Origin of the sequence: Gluconobacter sp. Gdi, assembly GCF_014132155.1 — a bacterium.
Taxonomy (GTDB): domain Bacteria; phylum Pseudomonadota; class Alphaproteobacteria; order Acetobacterales; family Acetobacteraceae; genus Gluconobacter.
Genome location: NZ_BLJQ01000008.1, coordinates 23,008 through 39,515, shown reverse-complemented (window position 1 = coordinate 39,515; position 16,508 = coordinate 23,008). Strand labels below are relative to the sequence as shown.

General features: G+C 55.8%; 17 protein-coding genes. 9 read left to right on the top strand and 8 right to left on the bottom strand.

Annotated features, from left to right (window positions below; genetic code table 11):
• Positions 1-348: 348 nt before the first annotated feature.
• The 6 genes from JN414_RS12860 to JN414_RS12835 all read right to left on the bottom strand — a co-directional run bounded on the left by JN414_RS12860 (position 349) and on the right by JN414_RS12835 (position 5,411).
• On the bottom strand, positions 349-1,119 hold the full coding sequence (locus JN414_RS12860) for an ABC transporter ATP-binding protein (protein WP_202208268.1): 771 nt from the start codon (positions 1,117-1,119) through the stop codon (positions 349-351).
• Positions 1,113-2,108, bottom strand: a complete 996-nt coding sequence (locus JN414_RS12855) for an ABC transporter permease (protein ID WP_202208266.1) — start codon at positions 2,106-2,108, stop codon at positions 1,113-1,115. The genes JN414_RS12860 and JN414_RS12855 overlap by 7 nt, the downstream gene beginning before the upstream one ends.
• Complete coding sequence (locus tag JN414_RS12850) at positions 2,108-3,184, bottom strand: ABC transporter substrate-binding protein (protein WP_202208264.1); 1,077 nt, start codon at positions 3,182-3,184, stop codon at positions 2,108-2,110. The genes JN414_RS12855 and JN414_RS12850 overlap by 1 nt, the downstream gene beginning before the upstream one ends.
• 23 nt (positions 3,185-3,207) lie before the next feature.
• A complete protein-coding gene (locus JN414_RS12845) occupies positions 3,208-3,753 on the bottom strand; it encodes a flavin reductase (RefSeq protein ID WP_202208262.1) in 546 nt (181 codons plus the stop codon).
• Positions 3,743-4,429: a peroxiredoxin-like family protein gene (locus JN414_RS12840; protein ID WP_202208260.1), complete on the bottom strand. Its 687-nt coding sequence runs from the start codon at positions 4,427-4,429 to the stop codon at positions 3,743-3,745. The genes JN414_RS12845 and JN414_RS12840 overlap by 11 nt, the downstream gene beginning before the upstream one ends.
• Positions 4,430-4,526: 97 nt before the next feature.
• A complete protein-coding gene (locus JN414_RS12835; RefSeq protein WP_202208258.1) occupies positions 4,527-5,411 on the bottom strand; it encodes a LysR substrate-binding domain-containing protein in 885 nt (294 codons plus the stop codon).
• Between the two features lie 142 nt (positions 5,412-5,553).
• Here JN414_RS12835 and JN414_RS12830 point away from each other — a divergent pair, with 142 nt between their 5' ends.
• The 5 genes from JN414_RS12830 to JN414_RS12810 are packed head-to-tail and all read left to right on the top strand — an operon-like array spanning position 5,554 to position 10,688.
• Entirely contained in the window at positions 5,554-6,648 is a 1,095-nt protein-coding gene (locus JN414_RS12830; RefSeq protein ID WP_202208256.1) for an LLM class flavin-dependent oxidoreductase, read from the top strand.
• Positions 6,649-6,651: 3 nt separating this feature from the next.
• Positions 6,652-7,647: an NAD(P)-dependent oxidoreductase gene (locus tag JN414_RS12825; RefSeq protein ID WP_202208254.1), complete on the top strand. Its 996-nt coding sequence runs from the start codon at positions 6,652-6,654 to the stop codon at positions 7,645-7,647.
• Positions 7,648-7,666: 19 nt separating this feature from the next.
• On the top strand, positions 7,667-8,473 hold the full coding sequence (locus JN414_RS12820) for a class II aldolase/adducin family protein (RefSeq protein WP_202208252.1): 807 nt from the start codon (positions 7,667-7,669) through the stop codon (positions 8,471-8,473).
• A 14-nt stretch (positions 8,474-8,487) separates the two neighbouring features.
• Positions 8,488-9,084, top strand: coding sequence for a cysteine dioxygenase (locus JN414_RS12815; protein WP_202208250.1), 597 nt, complete (start codon positions 8,488-8,490; stop codon positions 9,082-9,084).
• Positions 9,081-10,688 carry a rhodanese-like domain-containing protein gene (locus JN414_RS12810; protein WP_202208248.1) on the top strand — a complete coding sequence of 536 codons (1,608 nt, stop codon included), beginning with the start codon at positions 9,081-9,083 and terminating at the stop codon, positions 10,686-10,688. The genes JN414_RS12815 and JN414_RS12810 overlap by 4 nt, the downstream gene beginning before the upstream one ends.
• Positions 10,689-10,740: 52 nt before the next feature.
• On the opposite strand, the gene JN414_RS12805 is transcribed toward JN414_RS12810, so the two are convergent.
• Together JN414_RS12805 and JN414_RS12800 are read right to left on the bottom strand one after the other, a co-directional pair.
• Positions 10,741-11,910, bottom strand: coding sequence for an acyl-CoA dehydrogenase family protein (locus tag JN414_RS12805; protein WP_202208246.1), 1,170 nt, complete (start codon positions 11,908-11,910; stop codon positions 10,741-10,743).
• A gap of 44 nt (positions 11,911-11,954) precedes the next feature.
• On the bottom strand, positions 11,955-12,893 hold the full coding sequence (locus JN414_RS12800; protein ID WP_202208244.1) for an ABC transporter substrate-binding protein: 939 nt from the start codon (positions 12,891-12,893) through the stop codon (positions 11,955-11,957).
• Between the two features lie 186 nt (positions 12,894-13,079).
• Between JN414_RS12800 and JN414_RS12795 the strand changes: the two genes are divergently transcribed.
• The 4 genes from JN414_RS12795 (at position 13,080) to JN414_RS12780 (ending at position 16,505) form a co-directional block, all read left to right on the top strand.
• Positions 13,080-13,919: an ABC transporter permease gene (locus JN414_RS12795; RefSeq protein ID WP_202208242.1), complete on the top strand. Its 840-nt coding sequence runs from the start codon at positions 13,080-13,082 to the stop codon at positions 13,917-13,919.
• A complete protein-coding gene (locus tag JN414_RS12790; protein ID WP_202208240.1) occupies positions 13,916-14,650 on the top strand; it encodes an ABC transporter ATP-binding protein in 735 nt (244 codons plus the stop codon). Before JN414_RS12795 ends, JN414_RS12790 begins: the two co-directional genes overlap by 4 nt.
• A gap of 27 nt (positions 14,651-14,677) precedes the next feature.
• Positions 14,678-15,283, top strand: coding sequence for a nitroreductase family protein (locus JN414_RS12785; RefSeq protein ID WP_202208238.1), 606 nt, complete (start codon positions 14,678-14,680; stop codon positions 15,281-15,283).
• Positions 15,284-15,419: 136 nt separating this feature from the next.
• Positions 15,420-16,505 (top strand): LLM class flavin-dependent oxidoreductase, encoded by a 1,086-nt coding sequence (locus JN414_RS12780; RefSeq protein WP_202208236.1) that lies wholly within the window; start codon positions 15,420-15,422, stop codon positions 16,503-16,505.
• The last annotated feature ends 3 nt before the right edge of the window (positions 16,506-16,508 follow it).

Sequence of the window (16,508 nt, the reverse complement as noted above, 5' to 3'; positions counted from 1 at the left end):
TGCAACATGCCGAGAAAGAGACATAGCAAGAAGCATCAACGCCACCAGCACGATGCACGTGACCAAGATAATCCATTTATGTCTCATGACAGGCTCCCGTTTTCATGTCTGGCTATGAGTACCAGAAAATAGGGCGTTGCGGGGCCTGTTGGTGACGGCGACAAAGCCACTCTGTGAGCAAGCTGATATGAGCCTGCCTGTGAAACGCTGGCGTCGGGCGAGTTATACGACGCCCTTAGAAGCCATGAACTCGCCCGACCTGTAAAAAACTCATCATCCGCTGCGTCTGAAGTCAGACCGCCCTTGATGGCACATTGCACGGACTACTATGCAAAGTAGAGAAAATCTTCAGACCATGGCAGCTTGAAGCTGAAGCAGGATATCGGCTCGTAGCTTCTGAAGGGAAGGGTCATCCCGATGGCGAGGTTGAGCCCCGTCAATGCGTATATCCGCTATGATTTGAGCAGGGCGCGGACTGAATATAATCACGCGCGTTGCCAGAAGAAGAGCCTCTTCAACGTCATGTGTGACCATCAGGGCTGTAAAGCCCTGGGAGCTCCAAAGACGATACAGTTCAGTCTGCATGGCCAGACGGGTCAGGCTGTCAAGTTTGCCGAGGGGCTCATCCAGAATGAGTAACCGTGGATGATTGATCAAGGCACGGGCCAGAGCAACGCGCTGGGCCATGCCACCAGAGAGCTGATGCGGCCATGCTGCGGCAAATTCTTCCAAACCGACAAGGCGAATGGCAGCGTCAATCGCCTCCGCATCTTTTTCCTTCCGAATATCCAGTCCAAGGGCAATGTTGCCACGCACTGTCCGCCATGGATAAAGCGTAGGGTCTTGGAACATGATGATGCGGCTGGGATCGGGGCCGGCAATGGGAACTCCATCGGCCAGAAGTGTTCCGGCATCTGGCGCTTCCAGCCCCGCCACCAAACGCAGAAGGGTTGATTTTCCGCATCCCGATGGTCCGATCAAGGCTACGAATTCACCCGGTGCCACATCGAGGCTCACATCCTCCAAGACAAGTCGCGAGCCTGACGGCAGATCGTAGCTGTGATGAACATGGGACAATGTCAGCCCAAGAGGCGCCTCTGAAACGGAGGAATTTACCATTTGAGCCCGTCCTTCTGCCACTTGAGAAGATGATCCCTTACCTTGAACAGCAATGTCATGAGCGTTGTGCACATCAGGGACATGACGCACAGAGCCGCATACATGTTCGGATAGGCCGCCCAGCCCTGAGCCCATTGCATGTAGAAGCCTAATCCTGATTTCACTCCAAGCATCTCAGCCACAACCAGCATGGCGAAAGACGCACCCAGCCCCATGAAAAGACCGACAAAGATCTGTGGGGTTGCGGCCGGGAGCGCGACACGAAGAACCAGAAAGCGATTTCGGGCTCCCATGGTTCTGGCAACATCATAATAGGCTGGATCAACAGCCGACACGCCTGACCATGTCAGAACAGCCACTGGAAAACCTGCTGCGAGCGCCATGAGAGCCTCACCCGCCAGTCGTGTTGAGGGAATAACGACAAATGCCAGGGGAAGAAGAGCTACGGGTGGCAATGGCCCAATAACCCGCATAATCGGTCGAACCCAGTAGCGGATGTGATGGGAACGACCTAATGCGACACCGACAATAATTCCAAGGATGGAACCAGAAACATATCCGCCTGCGAGAAGCAGCAAGGAATGAAAAAGGCTGTCTCCGAGGCGTTTCCAGTCCGTCAGGAACACATCAAGCAGATCCTGGGGTGTTCCGAAAAACGGTCTCGGCAGCAGCAGAAGCTTTGCCTGTACCGTTTCCCACACCCCCAGTCCGAGCCCGAGAACGAGTGCCCATGGTGCGCGGTTCTGTAAGCGGCCAATCGCGGCAAGAACAATCACAAAAAGGCCTACTGCCGACAGGAGCGCTGCGAACTGGTTTGTCGCCGGGAAATCATCCGCATCAGGCCACTTCCACGTTACCAGCGCAGCGAGCAGCCATGCTGGACCTGCGCCCCATCGCCAGAAAAGAGAGCGTGACAACACTCTTGTTTGTGTTGCATCCGGTGGGTTTAACGATTGCGATTGCGGCGCTGCAAAGGACGTCTCGCTCATCAGCTGAACAGGTCCTGAGTGACGCGCTGTGCGTAGCGATCCGTATTCAAAGAAGGGCGAAAAACCCCAATCTGTTTGAGAGCTTCCGCATAACGTACGATTTCCTGCCTGAAATTTCCTGTCAGGGTCTGATGGTGATGGCCCTGCATCTGGAGCATTGCGGCCAGATCCTTGACACTGACTTTCGGAGCATAAGGCTGGAAAATGGTAGCGGCTTCTTCAGGGTTGCAGGCCAGCCACGCGCCAGCTTCCATAATCGCGCGCGTTACTGCCGCAGCGACCTTGGGCTCATTCCGAATAAGGCTCCCTCGCAGGCCTATAACGCAGCAGGTCAGGTGAGCCCATTCGCCTTTCATGTTATTATCAATGTCCAACAGGCCGAATTGACGACGTTGCGGATAGGAGAACGGGTCAGCATCCGAGATGGCCTGGACCTCTCCACGTTGCAAAGCCAAAGGCAGCAGATCCGCCGGGAACTGTCTCCACTGAACGTCTGTTTCCGGATCCAACCCGGCTTCTTTCAGGCGAATGCTGAAAAAATTCCGATCCGGGCCACCAATATCCGTCACGCCGACGGTTTTACCTTTCAGGTCGGCAAGCGTTTTGATCCCGGTGGAAGGAGTGGTCATGAGGTACATGCATCCTGCGTGCAGCCCCGCCACAAGTTTGACGTCAAAGCCTTGCTGAAGCGGCTTGAGCCAACGGAGAGCCATACCAGGTGCGCCATCGGCCTTGCCTGTTGAAAGCGCCTCCAGCAGCTGATCGGTCGCTCCTGCAAAATTCACGTAATCGATGTTCAGATTGTATTTTTTGAAAAACCCTTTTTCCTTGGCCACGGGAACGGCGGCTGTGCAGATCGAAGCTTCGTTCCATGCAATTGTCAGGTTGCGAGGCGGGTCGGGAATGGGTTCGACAGTGGCGGGGCCCGCGGCCTGACACTGATTTTGCGCTCCTCCCATGTCCATGTGGTCCATGGATTGTGCGAAGGCACGGTGTCCGTGAATTCCCAGAGCAGTTACACCGGCCAGAGAGCCAGTCAGGACAGTGCGGCGCGAGGGATGGAGCGCATTGAGCATTATTCTTTATCCTGAAAAATCATTCAGGCCCGCTTGACGGGCAGATGGTGAAAACCCCTGGAAAACCAGGCGAGACCGTGGTTGGCGTCTGTGCTGGTGGAAATGGATTTGACGGCACAGAACAGAACATCGTGGGTGCCTGCGCTTTGAATGGCGTCAATCTCACAGTCGAGCGTGACGAGTGCGTCTGACAGCAGTGCGGATCCGGTTTCACCAAGAACCCAGTTGCCGTGAGCAAACTTCTCGTCAGGTTCCACGGATCGGCTCGCAAAAACCCGCGCCAATTCATGATGGACTGGTGAAAGAACACTAATTCCAACCACCCCATTCTTCAGGAAGGACTGATGAGAGCGGTTACTACGATTAAGGCAGACCAGGACCGTCGGGGGTGTGTCGCTGACGCTGCTGATAGCGGAAACGGTCAATCCCTGACGTCCTCCCGGTCCATCCGTCGTCACCAGCACAACAGGAGCACCGAGCAAACTCATGGCTTCACGAAACAGTTCCTGGCTGACGGCAGGCGTATCGAGAGTGTTCTGTGGAAATAGGGTGACGGTATTATGCGGCATGAGAGACGCCTCTGTTTTCAAGCCCGAGGGCTTTCAGGATGGTTGGAGTTTCAGTTCGGCGCATCCAGTCTGGGGAGATATCGATAAATCTCACCACCCGTCCGGGGCTAAGAACCAGAACCGTTGGTTTGGGAAGCTCCCAACTGGATGTACCATTCAGAGCTTCACTGCGACCGCCTTTGGAAATGGCAGCTTCCCGCGCAGCGTCATCAAAGACATAGGTAATGCCCAGAGCCCGGGCCAACGTCAGGCCTGCATCATTCAGAACCGGGAAAGACAGGGCATTTCGCGTTCTGATGCTAGCGAGTTCAGGAAAAGGCTGGGAGGATACCGCAACCAGCGGAATGCCTGCGGCCTTCAGAAGGGGCGCTAGGGTTTCTGAGTAGTAGGGCAAAGCCACGTTACAGGCTGGACAGCCTGCGAACCTGAAAAAAATCAGGACTGCTGGCCCTGACGAGACCAGATCATCCAGTGAAATCGTGGAACCATCTGCATCCGAGAGAGTATGCGGAGACAGAACGTCCCCGGCTTTTGCGTGCGCTGTTTGAGAATGAGACCGGACAAGAGCGTCCCGCTGAGCAATATTTCCAGCCAAAGCTTCAGGAGACCACACTCTGCGACGTTCGGCCTCAAGAGCTTCATAGCGGCTTTGAAGGGAAGATGTGGAAGTGCTCATGCTTAATATACCCCGAGGGTGACCTGATCGGTGCACCATGCGGGATAATTGAACACGGATTCCAAAGAGTTTTTCTTATGTGGCAATTTGCGCGCGATCATTGATCTGCTGTCGCCTGAGCCAGCAGTTCGGCCAGATCCTGTGCGGCATCCGGCAGGCCATTTCTCTGAACGAGAATGGTCTCGATCTCTGGGACTTCCGGTAAAATACCCGTCGGCAGGATGGAAAGCCCTTCCGCTGTCGCAAAACGCCGTGTCCGGCAACTGGCCCCCAAGCCGCTCCGGACACCAGCACGCATGGCGGGAAGGTGAGGAGTTTCCAGCACAATGCGGTAATCTCTGCGGGCCTTTGCAAGGGTTCTGAGGGCCGCTTCCCTGAAACGGCAGGGAGGTTCCAGCAGAACAAGCGGGATTTCAGACTGATCCAGAACGCCGGGATCACCAATCCAGACCATTCTGTCATGCCCGACGATACGCCAGGACGAATTGGGACGATCCCCATGCTGGCCAAGGCACAGCACGATATCCAAGCGGGAGCGGTCGAACATTTCCAGTAGTTCCGCTGATCCACCAACCCGGACGGTCAGCCTGCAACGGGGATGTTCGAGACGGAAACGGGCAAGAACATCAGGCAGGATAGTATCAGCAAAGTCCTGCACCATGCCGATCGTGATCGGTTCCGGTTCTGAAACATCGCCAAGTTTGTGCATGATCCGGTCATTGAGGGCGAGAAGCTGCCGCGCATAGGCCACGAGTTCTTCACCCGCAGGTGTAAGAACCAGCTTTCGCCCATCCCGTCGAAAAAGCTTCTGCTGGAGCACGTCTTCCAGTCGCTTCATCTGCAGACTCAGGGCGGACTGGGTCAGAAAGATCGTCTCTGTTGCCTGCGCCATGGAGCCGGCCTCCACGATCGCGACGAAAGACCGCAGAAGTTCAGTCGGAACATTGCGTGCCATGCGCTGGGGAAGGGACGTGTGGGACATAGCAGCGCTCCGTGCTGGAGGCATGGCAGTATATTTAACCATGCAAAAGTGTGGCATTTGTGTTTCTTGCTTGAATTATGACGTGATAAAATGAGTATATTGTCAATACAACAATTTATTATAGTCTTTTAGGGGCTTAGCCATGCCTGTGGAATTCATCGGGTTCGTGAGCAGTCAGAACCATTCTGAGATCATTCCGCCGGCGGAGCCGGTCATTGATCTCTCCCATATCGAAACTGCCGCCAAAATTCATGAGAATGGCGGTTTTGATCGGGTGCTGATTGCTTTCCACTCTAATTCGCCCGAGAGCATCCTGCTTGCCCAGCATGTTGCTGCCACGACGCGGACGCTTGGCCTTATGGTCGCACATCGCCCCGGGTTTACGGCACCGACTCTGGCCGCTCGCCAGTTTGCAACGCTTGACCAGATCAGTCGGGGCAGAGCTGCGGTGCATATCATCACAGGGGGAAGTGATACGGAGCTTCAGGCTGATGGTGATCATACCGTCAAGACGGAGCGATATGAACGGACCCGCGAGTACCTTGAAATCGTGCGCCGCGAATGGAGCAGCCAGAAGCCATTCGATTATCAGGGTAAATTCTATCGCGTTCGAGGTGCCCAGTCCCGGGTGCTGCCGTATCAGGGTGATGCCATTCCGGTTTATTTCGGTGGCTCCTCGGAGGAAGCCATCGCAGTAGCAGGTGAGCAGGCTGATGTTTATGCTCTATGGGGTGAAACCTATGAGCAGGTTCGTGAAACTATAGCCCGTGTTCGCGCTGCGGCGGAAAAGGCCGGCCGTAGCAATCTGCGGTTTTCGCTCTCTCTTCGGCCAATATTGGCTGAGACAGAGGAAGCCGCCTGGGCCAAAGCCGATGCCATTCTTGAGAAGGCCCGGGCTCTTCAGGAAAAGACGGGCTACACCCGCTCCACTATCATTCCGAATGAAGGATCACGTCGCCTTCTGGCTGCGGCCGAACAGGGCTCAAGGCTGGACAAGCGTCTCTGGACGGGCATCGCCGCACTAACAGGCGCCAAGGGAAATTCGACGTCTCTTGTAGGAACGCCGGATCAGGTGGCTGAAGCACTCCTTGATTATTACCGTCTGGGAATTTCGACGTTCCTGATCCGTGGGTTCGATCCGCTGGTGGATGCCTACGACTATGGGCGCGATCTGTTGCCACGCGTTCGAAAACTGGTTGCGGAAGAAGATCAACGCACCGGTCTGAAGGCTGCCTGACACATGAGAGACGCCTCCGTACCCTTGACGGTCATCAACCAGATCGGACCTGAAATCGGGAAACTCCTCACCGGACTGGACCACCGTGTTCGGGTCATCACTCAAAACAGGGATGTCCCCGATCCATGGAATACGGGTACGGCTGATATCCTGCTGACTGGCCCGTCAGTAGCATGGCGAAATGCTCCTGCGAGCCCACCACCGAGCTGGAATTCTTCCCTGCGCTGGGTGCAGATTGCTTCGGCTGGAATTGACGGTTTTCCAGAATGGCTGCTTCAGGGGCGAGAGATTACGACAGGTCGCGGCAATGCGGCTGGCCCAATTGCTGAGTACGTCCTTCTTGCCCTTCTGGCCCAAGCCAAGCGGTTCGAAACGTTCAAGCCCTTATCTCCCGAGGATTGGGGCCAGCAGGCTTCCGTCGTCAAGAATGAGACGCCATTGGGATCGTTGGCAGGGCAGACACTTGGTCTTGCGGGGTATGGGGCCATTGGGCAGGAAATTGCCCGTCTGGCACGGAGTTTCGGGATGTCCGTTCTCGTCTGGCGCAGAAGCACGTGGACAGATGGAGAAGCCGTCCGGGAAGATGTGCAGCCTGTAGCTGATCTCGGGACGCTGTTTGAACGCTCCGATCATCTGGTGCTGGCTCTGCCGCTGACTTCAGAAACGGACAGGATCGTGGGAGCGGCTGTTTTGGCGCGAGCAAAGCCCGGGCTGCATCTCGTCAATGTGGCGCGTGGAAAGCTGATAGATGAAGCAGCGCTTCTCAGCAGTCTGGATCATGGACGTGTCGCGGCGGCTACGCTTGATGTTACGGCGCCGGAGCCGCCTCCTGCGGGGCATCCTTTTTATACTCACCCCAAAATTCGGCTGACGCCACACATTTCCTGGTCCGGGCCAGACGTGTTGGCCAGTCTGGGGCAGCGTATTACCCGGAATTTCGAAAATTTCCTTCAGGGACGCCCACTGGAAGCCCGGTTGGATCTGAGCCGTGGATACTGATTTCTCAAGGAAGACTCTCATGAGTGCGACACAGCATAACATCTCGTCCCTGCAGGAAGTCCGTGCACGGACTCACCGTCTTCAGCCCCGCAAGCCTGCAGCGACGTTTGAAGAGGAGCGGCTACACCGTAAGCAGCGTCTTGCCGCGACTTTTCGGCTATTCGGACGCTATGGCTTCGATCAGGGGCTTGCGGGGCATGTGACAGCACGTGATCCTGAGTTCCCCGAGCGGTACTGGATCAATCCGCTGGCTGTGCATTTCTCGCAGATCAAGGTTTCCGATCTTCAGCTTGTAGATCATGAAGGAAATATCCTGATCGGGGATCGCCCGATCAATACGGCTGGCTTCACCATTCATTCGGCTCTGCACCGTGCGCGTCCGGATGTGGTCGCTGCGGCGCACACCCATTCCACATATGGCAAGGCGTTTTCTGCCTTAGGGACCGAATTGCTTCCCATCACGCAGGATTCCTGCGCTTTTTACGAAGATCATGCAGTCTTCGATCCTTTCAGTGGGGTGGTTCTGGATGACAGTGAAGGCGACCGTCTGGCCGCGACGCTGGGAAACCGGAAAGCTTTGATCCTTCAGAACCATGGTCTTCTGACCGCCGGGCCGACCGTTGAGGCCGTGGCATGGTGGTTCCTGGCTATGGACAACGCCGCCCATACCCAGCTTCTGGCGCAGGCCGCCGGACCGCTGAAGCCTATTGCGCCGGATATTGCACGGCTGACCGCCAGCCAGGTCGGAACCGCACAGGGCGCCTATTATTCGTTCCAGCCTCTTTGGGACTGGATCGTCGCACTTGAGCCAGATCTGCTCGATTAGGGACTGCTAAATCAATGACGAGTATTGAGCCATTACGAGAGTTCGTTTCCGGATTTACGCGGCTTTTCGAAACACATTCGGACGCGGCGTCCATCCAGAAAGCGGGTGCAGAGCTTCTGAAAACCCTCGTCTCGCGAGATGACTGGTTGCCCGAAACTTATACCCGGCCACATCCGGAACGCTATAGCCAGTATCTCCTTCACTGTGATCCACTGGAGCGGTTTTCTGTCGTCAGTTTCGTCTGGGGGCCAGGACAGAAAACACCTTTGCACGATCATCGTGTGTGGGGCCTGATCGGGATGCTGCGGGGCAAGGAAAGTGAAACTCAGTTCACACGAAAGGATGACGGAAGCTTTGAAAAAGGCGAAACCGACTTCCTCGAACCGGGTGAAGTCGCGTTTCTGGCGCCGGGGGTGAACGACTATCATCTCGTGGCAAATGCCCTGCCAGATAAGACGTCGATCTCCATCCATGTGTACGGTGCCAATATCGGTGGGGTTTCGCGCGCCGTCTACGATGAGACCAGCGGCACCGAGAAGACCTTCATATCCGGATATTCGAGCGAGGATGTTCCCAATCTCTGGGATCGTTCCAGGAGCAAAGCTGCATGAACAGCATTACAAACCTTCTGCCAGTGACATCTTCGGAAGACGTCCGGCAGAGCCTGAAAAACGGGGCTGAAATCGCGCTGCTGGATGTTCGGGAAGAGGGGCCATTTGCCTCGGCGCATCCGCTCTTTGCGGTCAATCTGCCTGTTGGTCGCATTGAGGAGCGCATTGCCGGGCTGGTGCCCCGCAAGGATGCACCCATCGTTGTTTATGATAACGGGGAAGGCCGTACAGCAAGAGCTGTTCGACTGCTCCAGTCCCTTGGATATTCGGACGTCTCGGCGCTGGAGGGCGGTCTGGAGGGCTGGAAACGCTCCGGGGGTGAGATCTTCATTGATGTGAACGTCCCGTCCAAGGCGTTTGGCGAACTCGTCGAGCATGTCCGTCACACACCATCCCTGCCAGCGCGTGAGGTTCATGGCAGAGTCAAGCGCGGCGATGATCTTGTCATTCTCGATGCACGCCGGTTCATCGAATACAATGTCATGGCCATCCCTGGCGGTCGTTCAGTTCCGGGCGGCGAACTGGCGTTGCGGGTTCGGGATATTGCGCCTTCGCCGGAAACAACCGTCATTGTGAACTGCGCGGGGCGGACAAGGTCCATCATTGGCACGCAGTCCCTCGTCAATGCTGGAATACCCAACCCGGTTTTTGCGCTTCGAAACGGTACGATTGGCTGGACGCTGGAAGGGCTTTCGCTCGAACATGGGGCCTCCCGTAAAGGAACAGAAGTCTCAGAGCAGAACCATCAGGCGGCCCGAGCCCGTGCGGAACGGCTGGCAGACAGGACGGGCGTCCGCTCCCTGACTGCGAAGGGACTGGAAGAACTGCTGGCCGATCCCAAACGCACTGTCTATCGACTGGATGTTCGTTCTCCTGAAGAATACGCGGAAGGTCATCTCAAGGATTTCCGTTCCGCACCAGGCGGCCAGCTTGTGCAGGCTACGGACGAATGGGTCGGAGTGCGGCATGGAACCATTGTTCTGACAGACGATGATGGGGTCCGGGCCAGAATGACGGCTCATTGGCTCCGACAACTGGGATGGAACGAGGTTTACGTTCTGGAAGAATGGAACGAACACCCCCTCGAAACTGGTCCGGAAGCCCCCTTACTCTCACGGCCATTGCCGGAGGTGAAAACGCTTTCCCCTGCAGAACTGCATAAGCGCCTCGAGGCTGACGACGTTCTGGTTCTGGATCTCGCCACCAGTCCAGTTTTTCGCAAAGGACATATTCCGGGCGCGAGATTCGTCATCCGCCCGGATTTGGTATCTCATCCTGTCATTCGGCAGGCCAAGGAAGTTGTTCTGGTCTCACCGAATGGTATTGCTGCTCATCTGGCAGCGCCGGACATTACCGGAGAAAATCGTCAGGTCCGGGTTCTAAAAGGGGGGACGGAAGCCTGGCAGGCTCATGGTTATGGGCTTGAAACAGGGCTTGATGACGCACAGGCTCTCTCAGCTTCCGATGATGTTTACAAACGTCCTTACGAGGGAACGGACAACGCATCAGAAGCCATGCAGGCTTATCTGGACTGGGAGTTCGGACTGGTCTCTCAGCTTGAGAAAGATGGAACCCACGGTTTCAGGGTTCTAGAAGACATCTGAACTTCGCTCAGATCCTTCTGTTTCCCGGCGACAAAGAAGTCGCCGGGCTTTTTTATCCCTGAATTTTCAATGCCTCACGGCCTGCTGCCAACAGGGCACTATCTCCCTGCGGTGTATGGATGCGCCCGCACAGAACATTCCGATAATGCCGCTCAAGCGGATTATCTTGGCTCAGACCGGGATTCCCGATGGCGGCAACCGCTTTGCCTACAGCTGTAATGGCATTTTCCGTGACAACCTGTTTGACAAGCCCGGCGCGGGCATCACTTTCTGTGCCCTGTTCCGAGAGAGCGATCGCATGGCCAATCAAAGCTTCGTTCGCCAGAAGGAGAGCATCGATCTCCCCCAGCAAAATCTGAAAACGAGGCAACGTTGCAAGGGATGCCCCGAGATTGGACGGTACGCGGTTATGAAGAAATTCAACCAGCCAATCCCGCGCTGAAATGGCGATGCCATTATAAAGCCCCGCAATGACAACGGCATGCCAACTTGCAATCGCGACGGGACCACTCTTTTCTGCAGGAGAAGGCGCCAGCAGACCCAGATACCGTTCCGGGATCTCCACATCATCGAAGATGATCGTGTGGCTTCCCGTAGCGCGCATTCCGAGCTGATGCCAACTTTTCTCGATCCTTACACCTCTCAGGTCCAGAGGAACGAGAACCGGCCCGACTTTTGGTTCGGCGTCATCAGTTTTCGCCCACACTACACCCCACTGAAGCGCTGTAGACCCTGTTGAAAAAATCTTGCGCCCATTGATGCGCCATGCCGAGCCATGACGGCTAACTGTGGTGTCAGGCACTCCACCACGGGCAGGGGTTCCCAGTTCCGGCTCTACACGCAGCGCATTGATCAGCGCGCCTTCCTGATGAATGCTTTCGAAGAGCTCCTGTTTGACATCCTCTGACCACTGAGACGAATGAGAGAACGCGCCGGATTGCAGATATTGCATGGCCAGAATGAGAGCAGTTGAGGGGTCACCCTGCGCAAGGCGGCCGATAATCTGCGTCACTGTCCGTAGAGAAATGTCCTGGCCTCCAGCAGTCTTCGGCAGTGCCAGGGCAAGAAAGCCGGCTTCATGGAGATCGTGCAGGTTCTCAGTCGCAATGTTGCCGCTGCGATCATAACGTGGTGCGCGCTCCGCAAAGACCTGAACCAGTTCGTCGAGCGTCTTGTCCGTAGCGGCAGGATTGGTTGCGGGGGAAAATGGACTGTCACCCATGACGTTTCTCCGTCTTTCCTCATCTGGCAGATACTAGAGCGTATTTATTGGGGTGTGGAAACCGTCAGGTCGAAAGCATCTTCGAGCTTCCCTGCATCAGTCAGGAAACCGCCCGAACGATAAGCGTCTAAGGTTGTCTTCTCCTGTTGAATGATTTCTGGAGTTAAGGGCGCAGGAGAAGCGATAAGACGTTTGGCTACAGCCGCAGCAACAGGAAGAGGTAAACCCGTCTGTCGCGCGAGAATAGCCGCATACTCAACCTGATGTTTTGCCCCCCATGCATAGGCGGCCGTCACGCGCTTATAGAAATCTGCCAATTGAGCGTGTTTTGTCACCAGGGCTTCGTTAGTGGCGACAAAAAAGCTGTTGTTAGGCATGACATTTCGACCGTCCACGATGTTCCGTGCATGACCCTGAATGACAGCAAGTGAGACGTACGGCTCCCAGGTGGACCATGCATCAATCTGCCCTGTATCAAGCGCGGCCTTGGCCTGAGCAGGAGCAAGAAACACGATGTGAGGCGCGGGGGCAGGGATAGCACCGGAGGCAATCAGCCGCAGAAGGAGGAGATGGCCGATTGATCCTTTGCCTGTCCCAATCCTTTTCCCAGCCAGATCTGCCGCAGTGTGAATGGGGGAAGATGGCCCGGTTACCACCGCAGTTGACTCTCCCCCACCTCTGGGAGGCACCAGAAAGGCGGCTTTGATAGGGAGATGCGCGCCCCAAGCAAAAAGAAATGGGCCATCTCCTGCAATTCCTGTGTCAACAGCATTTGCGGCGAGTGCCTGCAAAAGGGGAGCGGCAGCTTCAAATTCGGTCCATCGAAGAGTGTAGGGCAAGTTTTTGTCTTGTCGGGCGGCTTCGAGAAGGGCTCTCTGCTGCCCTTTCTGGTCGGCAACGATCAGGGTCTCTTCAGCATGCGCAAACGAGGCTCCCAACAGAACCGCAGCCATAAATGGCAGGAATTTTCTCGCAGAAGCCATGAAAAACAACTCGTTCAGATCTGGGAAATGGACCCTGCGTATAACAGGAGAGCCTGTAACCTGACGGCATGTTTCTCCAGGCACAATTAAATCACGTCAAACATTGGTATTTAGAATATTAACCTGACACATACATGTAGAATAGGGAAAGGTGTCCATCCATTGCTGCCTGTGAGAGGACGCCCGATGTCAGATACCATCACACTGACTGGAACGTACAAGACTGCCGAAACCAAGAGAAAGGCTCTGAGTTTGCGGAGGCTTGTTTCCATAAGGCGCTTTGCATCTCCTCTTGTGCTGGTCTGCCTCTGGCAGGTCGCGTGCTCCCTTGGGTTTCTTTCAACACGACTGGTCGCATCTCCGATCCAGATTGCGGTAACAGGCTGGACGCTGGTGCGTGACGGGACGCTTCCTTTCAATCTTGGCGTTTCGCTTTTACGGGCAGGAAGCGGTCTGGGCATTGCCATCAGCGTTGGCGTGGCTTTAGCGCTTGTTTCGGGGCTGTCCCGTGTCGGGGAAGACGTTGTTGATGCCCCCCTGCAAATTTTGCGGACGTTGCCCGCTCTGGCGCTCGTTCCATTGTTCATCCTGTGGTTCGGCATTGGTGAAACACCCAAGATCCTGCTTGTTGCCCTTGGGGCGACATTCCCGATCTATCTGAACCTGCATAAGGGCATCCGGTCCATTGATCCGAAACTCGTGGAAATGTCATCCACGCTTGGCCTGTCACGGTGGCAGACGATCAGGGATGTTTTCCTTCCCGGAGCATTGCCTGATTTCCTGACCGGACTGCGGTATGCCGTGGGGGTCTCCTGGCTAATGCTTGTGGTGGCCGAGCAGGTAAATGCGGAAAGTGGCATTGGACACATGATGATGGACGCTCAGGACTTTCTGCGCACGGACATCATTCTTGTGGGGCTACTGGTTTACGGTGTGCTCGGCCTGATATCGGACCAGATCGTGCGCTTTCTGGAAAGCACCCTGCTGGCCTGGCGGCCCGATGGACGGAAAGGGCGTACGGCATGACACACGCACAAGCGTACTCGAAGGCTGATCGCGGTACAGCAGTGATTGTGGAGCAACTGACGCGACGGTTCAACAATGGCCCTCCTGTTCTGGATGGACTGGATCTGGCGATTGCTCCCGGCGAGTTTGTTGCTCTGCTGGGGCATAGCGGTTCTGGGAAGTCCACGTTGTTGAGAACGCTGGCCGGACTTGACCCGGTAACAGACGGAGCTGTGACCAGACCTCGTGACGTTTCAGTCGTGTTTCAGGAGCATCGACTTCTTCCATGGAAACGCGTGTGGAAGAATGTTGTGCTGGGGCAGGAAGACAAAGGCATCCGACAGCGTGCGGACGCCGTTTTGGAAGAGGTGGGGCTGGCTCATAGAAGCAACGCATGGCCGCTTACGCTCTCCGGCGGCGAAGCCCAACGTGCAGCGCTTGCCCGTGCGCTTGTGAGAGAGCCCGCATTTCTAATGCTGGATGAGCCATTCGCAGCTCTGGATGCTCTAACGCGGCTAAAGATGCAGCACCTTGTCGCAGATCTCTGGAAAAAACACAGGTGTGCGGTTTTGCTCGTAACCCACGACGTGGACGAGGCTCTTCTGCTTGCCGACCGGGCTGTGGTGCTTGAACGCGGGCGCATTCGCGTAGATGTTCCCATTACCATACCGCGTCCTCGACGACACTCTGATCCAGCGTTCGAGGGGCTGCGTAGTCTGTTACTCAATGCGCTGGGCGTGCATGCTGCATAAGTCCGTATTTCTGATAAGGCCAATTCCATGACGACTGCCCCTGACCGTGCTCCGGAGTCTTCTATCCTGCCGGTTATTCTCAATCGCTGGTCTCCACGGGCCTTTCAGCCTGAGGAAATTGATCCGAAAGACCTGCAAGTTTTTCTGGATGCGGGACGTTGGGCACCTTCAGCTTACAATCTCCAGCCCTGGCGCTTCATTCACGCACGCCGGAACACGCCGGACTGGGAACGGTTCCTGTCATGGCTGATCCCGTTCAACCGAAGCTGGGCCGAAAATGCCTCAGCGATCATTTACATAGTGTCCAGAACAATCACCATCTCTGATAGAACAGGTGAACCTTCTCCGGTGCCGACGCATGCTTTTGATGCCGGTGCCGCTTCTGTTCTCATACAGCTTCAGGCCTCACAGGCGGGATGGGCCGTTCATCCGATCAGTGGCTTCGACCACGATCTGGCTCAGGCAGGACTGGAACTTCCGGAGGATTATGAGGTGCATGCAGCTCTTGTGATTGGCCGTCAGGCCGATGCCGCCGCCCTGCCGGAAGGGCTCCGTCAGCGTGAACAGCCTTCCGATCGCCTGCCGCTTGAGAAAGTCGCTTTTGAAGGACGTTTCAGCCCTGACGGTCAGTAAGACAAAGACCGCGCCTTTCCTTCTTTAGGGAGGGCGCTTTCGTCCAGTTTTTCTAATGAATATCCTTTTCCGAAATCACGATTATTTCGAATATTTTTATTTTACGATGAAGAGATAATACAAATGGAGAATCGTTATGGTTAACTTCATCGGTTATATTGGTTTCAATAATAGATCTGAAATTCATGCAGGCGTGCGCGATCGCGCGCTGGATCTTTCCTACGTTCGCGAAGCCTTGCAGGTTCAGGAAGAGGGCGGCTTTGACCGCGTCCTGATTCCGTTTGGCTCCAATTCACCCGAGAGCCAGCTTGTGGCAGCTTATGGAGCGGCTTTAACCAGCCGGCTGGGTTTTCTGGTCGCACATCGCCCTGGCTTTACGCAGCCTACACTTGCCGCTCGGCAGCTCGCAACGCTTGATCAGCTTTCGCAGGGCCGTGTGGCCGTTCATATCATCACCGGGGGCGCAGATACTGAAATGGCCCGCGACGGGGACGTCGGTACAACCAAGGCGGAACGTTATGTCCGCAGCGACGAATATCTCGATATTCTGAAGCAGGAATGGAGTGCTTCCACACCGTTCGATCATGACGGGCGTTTCTATCATATTCGGCAGGCACAGAGTTCCATTCACCCGCAGAATCTTCCGGTTTTCTTCGGTGGCACTTCTGCTGAAGCTCTGGATGTCGCGGGAAAACATGCTGACGTTTATGCAACGTGGGGGGAAACGTTGGACGCAACCCGCGAAATCGTCAGTCGTGTACGGTCTTCTGCTGCTCGCCATGGTCGAACAATTGGTTTTTCCCTGTCTCTGCGTCCAATTATCGCGGATACGGAAGATGCTGCCTGGAAGCGGGCAGAGGAGGTCGAAAATCTTGTGCGTGCAGCCCGAGAACAGTCTGGACTGCCCGTCACAGGTCATCAACCGCCGAATGATGGTTCACGCCGCTTGCTGGAAACGGCGACTACCCGCCGGCGGGATGAACGTCTCTGGACGGGGGTTGCCAGCCTGACCGGCGCTGCCGGAAATTCGACCGGGCTGGTTGGGACGCCTGAACAGGTCGCAGACGCTCTGGTGGAATATTACAAGCTGGGTATCGACAACTTCCTGATCCGGGGATTTGAGCCGCTGGAAGATGCGCGACGTTACGGTCGTGATCTTATTCCGCTTGTCCGGGAGAAAATTGCTACTCTTGAAGCACAGCCATCACGCGCTGCCGGATAAAAA

Excerpts from the sequence above, each read along its gene's own strand:
- JN414_RS12845 (WP_202208262.1), bottom strand. The coding sequence starts at position 3,753 with ATGCCGCATAATACCGTCACCCTATTTCCACAGAACACTCTCGATACG.
- JN414_RS12850 (WP_202208264.1), bottom strand. The coding sequence starts at position 3,184 with ATGCTCAATGCGCTCCATCCCTCGCGCCGCACTGTCCTGACTGGCTCT.
- JN414_RS12780 (WP_202208236.1), top strand. The coding sequence starts at position 15,420 with ATGGTTAACTTCATCGGTTATATTGGTTTCAATAATAGATCTGAAATT.
- JN414_RS12830 (WP_202208256.1), top strand. The coding sequence starts at position 5,554 with ATGCCTGTGGAATTCATCGGGTTCGTGAGCAGTCAGAACCATTCTGAG.
- JN414_RS12815 (WP_202208250.1), top strand. The coding sequence starts at position 8,488 with ATGACGAGTATTGAGCCATTACGAGAGTTCGTTTCCGGATTTACGCGG.
- JN414_RS12835 (WP_202208258.1), bottom strand. The coding sequence starts at position 5,411 with ATGTCCCACACGTCCCTTCCCCAGCGCATGGCACGCAATGTTCCGACT.
- JN414_RS12790 (WP_202208240.1), top strand. The coding sequence starts at position 13,916 with ATGACACACGCACAAGCGTACTCGAAGGCTGATCGCGGTACAGCAGTG.
- JN414_RS12855 (WP_202208266.1), bottom strand. The coding sequence starts at position 2,108 with ATGAGCGAGACGTCCTTTGCAGCGCCGCAATCGCAATCGTTAAACCCA.
- JN414_RS12805 (WP_202208246.1), bottom strand. The coding sequence starts at position 11,910 with ATGGGTGACAGTCCATTTTCCCCCGCAACCAATCCTGCCGCTACGGAC.
- JN414_RS12820 (WP_202208252.1), top strand. The coding sequence starts at position 7,667 with ATGAGTGCGACACAGCATAACATCTCGTCCCTGCAGGAAGTCCGTGCA.
- JN414_RS12785 (WP_202208238.1), top strand. The coding sequence starts at position 14,678 with ATGACGACTGCCCCTGACCGTGCTCCGGAGTCTTCTATCCTGCCGGTT.
- JN414_RS12795 (WP_202208242.1), top strand. The coding sequence starts at position 13,080 with ATGTCAGATACCATCACACTGACTGGAACGTACAAGACTGCCGAAACC.
- JN414_RS12860 (WP_202208268.1), bottom strand. The coding sequence starts at position 1,119 with ATGGTAAATTCCTCCGTTTCAGAGGCGCCTCTTGGGCTGACATTGTCC.
- JN414_RS12810 (WP_202208248.1), top strand. The coding sequence starts at position 9,081 with ATGAACAGCATTACAAACCTTCTGCCAGTGACATCTTCGGAAGACGTC.
- JN414_RS12800 (WP_202208244.1), bottom strand. The coding sequence starts at position 12,893 with ATGGCTTCTGCGAGAAAATTCCTGCCATTTATGGCTGCGGTTCTGTTG.
- JN414_RS12825 (WP_202208254.1), top strand. The coding sequence starts at position 6,652 with ATGAGAGACGCCTCCGTACCCTTGACGGTCATCAACCAGATCGGACCT.
- JN414_RS12840 (WP_202208260.1), bottom strand. The coding sequence starts at position 4,429 with ATGAGCACTTCCACATCTTCCCTTCAAAGCCGCTATGAAGCTCTTGAG.